Here is a 9,109-nt window from a genome sequence, read left to right as displayed (position 1 = left end):
CCATAGTTCCAGAATTAGAGTGAAATGGGAAAGTTATTTTTAGACAATTCCTTACTAATGCACACCTGAAAATAATTGTTGAAACTTTTCAGGAAGAATGGTGTCAAACTTAGTGATAAATAAACAAACCTTATCATGGAGAATTTTTATGGACTCGATTCGTGCTTGTTTGGGTGCCACTATATGTCGCCCCGGCTGGGGACCGTTTACAGGTGGTGTCACCGCGCTCGGTGCAATTGTTGGTGGAGTTGCTGGTACGGTCACTGGAATTGAAGCCGGACCTTTGGCGGGGTTAGCTGCTGGAGAGACTGTAGGATGTGCCGCGGGGCTGGGTGCGTGCGGAGGAGCGGTCGCTGGCCTTGCAGTAGCCGGTACATGCCTTTACTGTCGTTGTAAGGATGAGGACGATACTCAAAGCCAACAAGAGACCGCCCTTGATTCCAGAAATATCACACAGCAACCAGGTCGGGTGAACTATATCAATAAACCCCACTCGCGTGCCAGTTCAGGCAGGGGTCGCATTTCATTAGACCCCTTTCTTGCCCTTGCCAGTTACAGCGGACACTATCTTGGTGCATCCCATGATGGCGGTTATAGCAGCAGTCATGGTGGATGCTTTGACGGCGGTCATAGTGGTTGTGATGGTGGCGGTGGTGGATGCGGCGGTGAGTGAAAGAAGCTCACCATTCACAGTTTTCGCACCTGAATGGATGTAGATGTAGCACCCTTGACATTAGCCTGAACTCCAGGATGCTGTCCGAGAATAGCACCCGTAGCGAGGACGGCAGAAAATTGAGGATAAAAATTCGATTTTGTGAGGTGAATAACAGGGCTATTTGCCGAACAAAAGTGGATTTTTAGACCAATTTGCTGTCGACGCAGTAGGGCAGGCTATTCTCGGACAGCATCCCAAGGGTCGGACGAAATACCCCATCTGATATAGTGCAAATACATTGATTATAAATACGGTGTAATGATCGGAAATTTCTATCGCCAAAGGTTAAATTCTCAGGCTAGAATACTATTCCCTTGATTACCTTTGGAGCCTTGCGTGGTTACGCTTGTTGCGTATGTGGTCATCGCTATTGCGGTGTCCTTTATTTGTTCGGTATTTGAAGCCGTCCTACTCAGTATCTCTCCGGCCTATGTGGTTAGCCTTGAACAGAAAAACAGCAAATGGGCGAAAATTGTCCGGGAGCTGCATGATCATATTGACCGCCCCCTGGCCGCTATCCTTACCCTGAATACCATCGCTCATACCATCGGTGCGGCAAGTGCGGGTGCCCAGGCGGCGAAAGTCTTTGGTGATGCCTCTGTTGGTGTTTTTTCAGCCGTGCTGACCTTGCTGATCCTGGTATTGTCTGAAATTATCCCAAAGACCATTGGTGCGTCCTGGTGGCAGTCCCTGGTTCCGGTAATGGCCGTTGGTGTGCGCTTTATGGTCAAGCTGCTGCTGCCCATTATCTGGATTACCGAGTTGTTGACCAGCAAGCTTGGCCCGAAGGACAAAACCAATCCTTTTCTGCGTGATGAAATTCAGGCCATGGCTGATCTTGGCTTTCAGGTTGGCGCACTTCAGGGTGTTGAATCTGAGCTGATGAAAAACATGCTGAAGTTCCGTGATCTCCAGATTGTGGAAATCATGACCCCTCGCTCAGTGCTGTTTTCGTTGCCAGAATCGACCACCACCGATGCTTATATGAATGAGTTCACTGGTTCCAGCTTCTCACGTATCCCTGTGTACGGTGAAGATCCGGATGATATCAACGGCTTTGTCATGAGAAACGACATTCTGCTCTCCCACCTTCGGGAAGGTGGCAATACCACTCTTGAAAGCCTGAAACGTCCGATTATTGCCGTGCTGGAAAAGGAGCCACTGCCAAAACTCATGGCCACTTTCCTGGAAAAACGCAGTCATATCGCCATGGTTGTCACCGAATATGGCGATATCCGGGGTATCGTGACACTGGAAGACATGATTGAAACTCTGCTTGGCCACGAAATCGTCGATGAAAGTGACGAAGTTGTGGATATGCAACTGGCAGCTAAAACCAAGTGGGCTCATCGCCTGACAGCGACCAGTCCCTGAAGGCCTTCATTTCCATGAGATGGGCAGGAGAGGATGAGCATAAAAGCCTTGAACCACAAAGACACGGAGTCACAAATGCTCATGGCAAGTGAAAATATTTTTCACGGCAAAAGAAGCGTTTTTTTGCTTGCCTGTCGTTGTTCAGGCAAGCCCATAAAAAATTCTGTTGCTTTGTTATTTCCGTCTTACACTTCTTCTTTTTGCCACGGAGGAAAAGATTATTTCTATTTCCGTGGCAATATTTTTTCCTGACTAAATGGCATGCCAAATATGGAAGTTATTTCAGAAATGTTTCTTAAGGAGGAGCTGTAGAATGAGAAAATGATTTCATTTGCTTAGCTACTGACAGCCGGTTGCACAGATATACTCCGTCTGGCAGCCGCCATCATGAACCAGATTAATGTCGCAATGGCTGCAACAATCCCCACGGGGTAGGAAATGCCAGCAGTCAGGCCAAGTCCTTCTGGTGCCATCAAAATATAGGTAGTACACACTGCAGTCATAAAGGTTGCCGGAAGTGAAGCCAGCCAGTGGCTTTTTCCCTGATGAACCATATACATGGCAGATGCCCAGAGAACAATGGTAGCCAGCGCTTGATTAGAAAACGCGAAATAACGCCAGATAATATTGAAGTCGATATAGGTCAGGGCAAAACCAACGGCAAAAACGGGAACTGCCAGCATTAACCGGGTCCTGGTGCTCGACTGGCTGATGTTACACGCATCGGCAAAGATCAGTCGCACACTTCTAAAGGCTGTATCACCAGATGTAATGGGGCAGACAATAACACCAAGGATTGCCATCATACCACCAACAGTACCCATCAAGCCGACAGAAACTTCATTGACTACCAGGCCCGCACCACCTTTTGCCAGCACTTCATTAAGGCCTTCCAGACCATTGGGAAAGAAGGCCATCGCAGCTGCAGCCCAGATCAGGGCCACTACAGCTTCAGCAACCATGGCGCCAAAGAAAACCCGACGACCATACCTCTCAGTTGGCAGACAGCGTGACATCATCGGGGATTGGGTTGCGTGGAATCCACTGATGGCGCCACAGGCAATGGTGACAAACAGCATTGGCCAGACAGGTTGACCTTGTGGATGTGAGAGCGGGTCGGTAATTTCTGGAATTGGCAGACCTTTTATCAGCATCATGCCGCCAACGCCAACAGCCATGATTAACAGTGTCAGGCCGAAGACCGGGTAAATTTTGGAAATGACTTTATCCACAGGCATAACGGTAGCAATAAAGTAATAAGCCAGGATAATGGCCAGCCAGAAGCTGGTATTGGCAAAAATGCCCTCCATACCCAGGTTAGCCAGCAACCCTGCGGGCCCCACCATAAAGACAACGCCCACCAGTACCAACAGCACCACAGAAAAGCCGCGCATCAGCTTGCGGGCACCTTCGCCCAGGTAAAGCCCGACAATTTCAGGGATTGACTGTCCCTGCTGACGGACAGAGAGCATGCCTGAGAAGTAGTCGTGAACTGCGCCACCAAATACACAGCCAAAAGCGATCCAGAGAAATGCGGATGGGCCGTACAGCGCCCCCATAATGGCACCGAAAATAGGACCAAGACCGGCTATATTGAGAAACTGGATCAGAAAAATCTTGTGCCAGGGCAGAGGCACAAAATCGACTCCGTCGGTAAGGGCATGTGCCGGAGTTACCCGGTCCGGATCAGCCCCAAAGTGACGATCGACCCATTTCCCGTAGACCAGATAGCCTACGATCAAAACTGCTAATGCACCAAGAAAACTGAACACTTTTACTACCTCGCTAAGCGCTGTCAGGCCAGGGCTGACCACAAAACGGTGGAAAGCCAACCACTGAAATTATTGTAAAACCTTATTTATGCTGGACAGAAAATCAACAATATTGATTTTGTGCGCAACGTAACAATTTGTTTATATGTTTTTTCCATAAAAATAAGGTATTAAATTTAAAAAAAGAATTAAGGTTTCATGGTTCAAGAATTACTCCCCTCTGCCTTATGGAACCAGATCCTGGCTTTATGCGGATCTTTCGGAAAGCCAACTCCACCACGCTCATGCAGGCAACCAAGGTTGTGCATTGCTTTGGTATTGCCCAACCCGGACGATTCCAGGTACAACCCCTCCGCTTTGTACAGATCAGCCGGAATGCCTTCGCCGCCATGCTGATACACAAAGCCCGGGTCGTTCATGGCAGGAATATAACTCAGCTCAACCGCCTTCAGGTACAGCCCTGTGCTTTACGCAGATCTTTCGGGAAGCCGTGCTTGCCACAATGGAACAGTTCCCCCAGTCTGTAAAAACCAATCGGGTCGGATCCTCCCCAGCTGGTCAGTAGTAGAAGAACATCGTAGTGCTCATTGAAAGTGGCCTGGGACATTGGGGTATTCCCCACCGTTTTATCCGCATCAACGTTCGCCCCCCGAGTCAGCAAGGCCCGGATGGTACCGATATCGCCCACCTTTGCTGCGTTGATCATTTGACACTGCCAGTCTGGGGGCAGGGTGAGGATTTCCGCCTCGACAACCTCAATGGTTGTACGCCCGACAGGGCAGGTCAGATAATCTATTCTCCAGGTGGCAAGGCAGTCAAGGTGGAATTTATGCCCACAGGGCCTGACAATGGCGATCTGTCTGCCTGCAAACTCCGGGCTTTCAAAATTGTATAAGTCATCACGGCAGACCGGACAAATTCCGGTCTCGCTGGTTGCAGCTAATGGCGTGGATGGGACGCTGTTCATGTCAGGTACTGCCTAAGGTGTTTGGGCGTTTTTTCTCTTAGACCAGATATATCCCAAAAAGATCCCATACCAAGATAAATATCAGAAAAAAGGCCTGTTGCCACACCGTGCCTGTTTGGTGGCAGCAAGGCCGGATCGGCATACTGCCTGTGCCCAACGACCAGTCTGGTTCAGCCCTGCACTGTCGGTCATTAGCAATATTGGCTCCGTTATTGCTGCTGGCATAAACCATTGCTTATGAGTGGCTTGGTAGCAGCCCGGTGGGCATATACACACTCAACTCACCACTGGCCACCAGCCCGGAGGCCTTTTGGATATCAGGGAAGAAATACCGGTCCTGGTCATAGAACGGGATATCCTTTCTCACTGTTTTCATGACTCGCTGCAAGGTTTCCGAGGTTTTGCACGGCTTCCTCATATCCACTCCCTGGGCCGCCGCCAACAATTCAATACCCACAATAGATGCCGTATTACAGTTCATCTCACGTAAACGGCGTGCCCCATAAGTGGCCATGGATACGTGGTCTTCCTGGTTGGCAGAAGTGGGCAGGCTATCGGCGACTGAGGGATGGCAGAGACAGCGGTTCTCGCTGGCCAGTGCTGCAGCGGTGTTATGGGCAATCATAAAGCCGGAATTGACGCCGCTGTTTTTCACCAGAAAGGGCGGCAACCCACTCAGGTGTTGATCCACCAGCAGCGCAATGCGTCGTTCACTGATGGCACCGATTTCGGCAATGGCCAGGGCCAATGCTTCGGCAGCCATGCCCGTTGGCTCTGCGTGAAAGTTACCGCCGGAGAGTATCTCATTTTGTTCAGCAAAGACCAGGGGGTTATCTGTGACACCGTTAGCTTCCACTGCGAGCAGGCCTGCAGCATAACGCATCTGCTCCAGGCAGGCCCCCATCACCTGGGGTTGGCAGCGCAGTGAGTAGGGGTCCTGTACCTTGTCGCAATCTATGTGGGCCTGTTCAATGTCACTGTGGTCCAGCATGGTGCGGTAGGCATGGGCAATATCAATTTGCCCTTGTAACCCCCGTGCCTCGTGAATGCGAGGGTCAAAAGGACGACGGCTGGCCATGGCAGCCTCAATAGAGAGGCTTCCGGCGACGATAGCCGATGCCATTAAATCCTCTGCGCCAAACAGTCCCTGCAAGGCAAAGGCTGTGCTGGCCTGAGTACCATTGAGCAGTGCCAGCCCTTCTTTCGGGGCCAGCTTCATTGGCTCCATACCGGCGTAGGTCAGGGCTTCCACCGCAGGCAACTGCTGACCATCCACCAGGGCATGACCTTCACCCAGTAATAAACAGCTCATATGAGCCAGCGGCGCCAGATCACCACTGGCCCCCACCGACCCCTTCTCGGGTACGCAGGGATAAACCCCCAGGTTAATCAGTTGCATCAGTGCTTCGATCAATTCCAGCCTCACCCCCGACAGTCCCCGGGCAAGGCTGTTAATTTTCAATACCATCATCAGGCGAACAGTGCTTTCAGCCATATATTGGCCGACACCGGTGGCGTGGGAAAGGACAATACTTCTCTGCAAATCTTCCAGTGCCTGGTCCGGAATCCGGGTGCTGGCCAAGAGACCAAAACCGGTATTGATGCCATATACGACCCGGTTCTCAGCCAGTGCCTGATTGACACAGGCAACACTCTGGTTAATGGCCGGGTAACAGGCCGGGTCCAGCTTGAGCTGCACCTCATAACGACTGACCTTGCGCAGGTCACTGAGCGACAGCTGTCCGGGGGTAATCACTAACTCATTCATGCCTGGCTCTCCTTACGCTGAGGGCTCTCCTTACGCTGAGGGCTCTCCTTACGCTGAGGGCTCTCCATGGGCAGGTCCAGATCATTGTCCAGCGCACACTCACGGGCAATGTCGTACCCTGCATCGGCATGGCGCATGACCCCGGTTCCGGGGTCATTCCATAGTACCCTGCCCAGCTTTTCCCGGGCTTCATCGGTGCCATCGGCGACAATCACCACTCCCGAATGCTGGCTGTAACCAATACCCACACCACCACCATGATGGATACTCACCCAGGTTGCCCCCGAGGCCGTATTCAACAGCGCATTCAGCAGCGGCCAGTCAGAGACGGCGTCACTGCCATCGAGCATACCTTCGGTTTCCCGGTTAGGGCTGGCAACCGAACCAGAGTCCAGATGATCACGGCCAATCACCACTGGCGCACTCAGCTCGCCACTGGCCACCATATCGTTAAAGGCTTGCCCGAGGCGGGCCCGATCTTGCAAACCGACCCAGCAAATTCGGGCTGGCAGCCCCTGGAAAGCGATACGCTCTCTGGCCATATCCAGCCAGTTATGAAGATGGGCATCGTCAGGAATCAGCTCTTTGACTTTCTGATCAGTCTTGTAGATATCTTCCGGGTCACCGGACAGGGCTGCCCAGCGGAAAGGTCCAATCCCCTGGCAGAACAGTGGCCGAATATAGGCGGGTACAAAACCGGGGAAGTCAAAGGCGTTTTCTACCCCAACCTCTTTTGCCATTTGTCTGATGTTGTTGCCGTAATCGACGGTTGCCGCCCCGCGCTTTTGCAGTGCCAGCATGGCCCGCACCTGAATGGCCATGGACTCCCGGGCAGCCCTGCTGACCGCTGCTTCATCGGCCTGACGGCGTTCACTGGCCTGTGCCAAGGTCCACCCTTTGGGCAGATAACCATTCAATGGGTCATGGGCTGATGTCTGGTCCGTCACCACATCCGGGGTAATATTGCGCTCGACCAGCTCGGGGAATATATCAGCGGCATTGGCCAGCAAACCCACTGAAATTGCTTTACCTGCCGATTTGGCCTGTTCAATCAGCGCCAGCGCTTCATCCAGCGTCCTGGCTTTTTTATCCAGGTAACGGGTTTTCAAGCGGAAGTCGATTCGCGACTCATCCACTTCACAGGCCAGCATGGAAAAACCCGCCATGGTCGCCGCCAGAGGCTGAGCGCCGCCCATACCACCAAGACCACCGGTGAGAATCCATTTGCCCGAAGCATCGCCACAGAAGTGGGTTTTGGCCATGGCCACAAAGGTTTCGTAGGTCCCCTGCACAATGCCCTGGGAACCGATGTAAATCCAGGAACCGGCGGTCATCTGGCCATACATCATCAGGCCTTGTTTATCCAACTCATGGAAGTACTCCCAGTTGGCCCGGTAAGGCACAATATTGGAGTTGGCGATCAACACCCGGGGAGCACCTGAGTGAGTCTTGAATACCCCGACCGGTTTACCGGACTGCACCAGCAGTGTTTCATCGGTTTGCAGACGTTTCAGAGTTGCCACTATCTGGTCGTAGCAATCCCAATCCCGGGCAGCCCGGCCAATACCGCCATAAACCACCAGCTGTTCAGGATGCTCTGCCACCTCCGGATCGAGATTGTTCATCAACATACGCAAAGGGGCCTCTACCTGCCAGCTGCAGGTATTCAGTTCAGCGCCTCTGGGTGCCCGGATGATCCGGTCAGGATCAAATCGCCGATGACCATTACTGCCGATTTTGCCAGCGGGTTCTTTTCCACCGGCCATAAGCATCTTCGCCTGTTCACTTGCCATATTCACCATCCTCAATGTTACGCTGTTTTATTTTGGAACTATCGCATGCAAATTCGTTGTCCTGGAAATCTGTTGGTGTTCCTGTGATCCCAAATGTCGGCAGATCCTCAGGAAAACTGTAAATGGTCTCCCAGCCGGTATCGGTCACCGGGATGTACCAGCCTGGCCAGACTGACAACACCATGGCGACACCAGCTTCTTCTCGTGATTCTCAGACAGGGAGCAGCGGCTGCCATGGCCAGTGCCCCGGCGATGGCTTCCGAGGGCAATATCGCTTCCACGACATGGCTCGCTTCGGTCAGCGCAGCAACCCGATTCAAATAAACATTGGGCGTTTCCCGGGAAAAATCCTGCTTCAGGTAGTCCGAAGCAAACCTCGGGTTGATATGACGTTCTTCCCACTGCAGTGGCAGGCCATTTTCATAATGAACAACAATCGAATGAAAAACGCTAGCTGCCGCCGGTAACTCCAGAGCAACCGCAATGGCCTCAGACGCCTGTTCTTCTAATAGAAGCAATACCCGGTTGCTGTAACCATGCCCACGCTCCCTGATCTCGTCAGCAATATTTCTCACGGTCAGTATTGACGATTGTGGCTTTAGGGGAGCCACAAACGTACCCAGCCCCTGCTGGCGCATCAGCACACCCGAAGCCGTCAGCTCCTGCAGCGCCTTTCTGGCGGTCATCCGGCTCACCGAAAATTGCTGGCAGAGTTCATTT

At 52.2% G+C, this 9,109-nt stretch carries 9 protein-coding genes; 3 read left to right on the top strand and 6 right to left on the bottom strand.

What is annotated here, in order from left to right; all coding sequences use genetic code 11:
• Positions 1-148 precede the first annotated feature (148 nt).
• From KDK14_RS21415 to KDK14_RS01260, 3 genes are all read left to right on the top strand, one after another.
• Positions 149-673 carry a hypothetical protein gene (locus tag KDK14_RS21415; RefSeq protein ID WP_306671425.1) on the top strand — a complete coding sequence of 175 codons (525 nt, stop codon included), beginning with the start codon at positions 149-151 and terminating at the stop codon, positions 671-673.
• Positions 674-1,051: 378 nt separating this feature from the next.
• On the top strand, positions 1,052-2,089 hold the full coding sequence (locus KDK14_RS01265) for a CNNM domain-containing protein (RefSeq protein ID WP_257263201.1): 1,038 nt from the start codon (positions 1,052-1,054) through the stop codon (positions 2,087-2,089).
• A 33-nt stretch (positions 2,090-2,122) separates the two neighbouring features.
• Complete coding sequence (locus tag KDK14_RS01260) at positions 2,123-2,341, top strand: hypothetical protein (RefSeq protein ID WP_257263200.1); 219 nt, start codon at positions 2,123-2,125, stop codon at positions 2,339-2,341.
• A gap of 83 nt (positions 2,342-2,424) precedes the next feature.
• On the opposite strand, the gene KDK14_RS01255 is transcribed toward KDK14_RS01260, so the two are convergent.
• The 6 genes from KDK14_RS01255 to KDK14_RS01230 form a co-directional block, all read right to left on the bottom strand.
• The gene (locus KDK14_RS01255) at positions 2,425-3,861 is read right to left on the bottom strand and encodes a carbon starvation protein A (RefSeq protein ID WP_257263199.1); all 1,437 of its coding nucleotides are present in this window, start codon (positions 3,859-3,861) and stop codon (positions 2,425-2,427) included.
• A 203-nt stretch (positions 3,862-4,064) separates the two neighbouring features.
• On the bottom strand, positions 4,065-4,280 hold the full coding sequence (locus KDK14_RS01250) for a tetratricopeptide repeat protein (RefSeq protein WP_257263198.1): 216 nt from the start codon (positions 4,278-4,280) through the stop codon (positions 4,065-4,067).
• A 29-nt stretch (positions 4,281-4,309) separates the two neighbouring features.
• Complete coding sequence (locus tag KDK14_RS01245) at positions 4,310-4,828, bottom strand: hypothetical protein (protein ID WP_257263197.1); 519 nt, start codon at positions 4,826-4,828, stop codon at positions 4,310-4,312.
• A 235-nt stretch (positions 4,829-5,063) separates the two neighbouring features.
• Positions 5,064-6,596, bottom strand: coding sequence for a histidine ammonia-lyase (gene hutH, locus KDK14_RS01240; protein ID WP_257263196.1), 1,533 nt, complete (start codon positions 6,594-6,596; stop codon positions 5,064-5,066).
• Positions 6,593-8,362 carry a urocanate hydratase gene (hutU, locus tag KDK14_RS01235; protein ID WP_257263202.1) on the bottom strand — a complete coding sequence of 590 codons (1,770 nt, stop codon included), beginning with the start codon at positions 8,360-8,362 and terminating at the stop codon, positions 6,593-6,595. The genes hutH and hutU overlap by 4 nt, the downstream gene beginning before the upstream one ends.
• Positions 8,363-8,496: 134 nt before the next feature.
• Positions 8,497-9,109, bottom strand: a 613-nt coding sequence (locus tag KDK14_RS01230) for a UTRA domain-containing protein (protein WP_257263195.1), incomplete at its 5' end; no start/stop codon positions are given.

Origin of the sequence: Endozoicomonas sp. ONNA2 (assembly GCF_024606365.1) — a bacterium.
GTDB lineage: Bacteria > Pseudomonadota > Gammaproteobacteria > Pseudomonadales > Endozoicomonadaceae > Endozoicomonas.
Note: the sequence above shows the minus strand (reverse complement) of the source record. Positions and strands in the feature narration are given on the sequence as shown.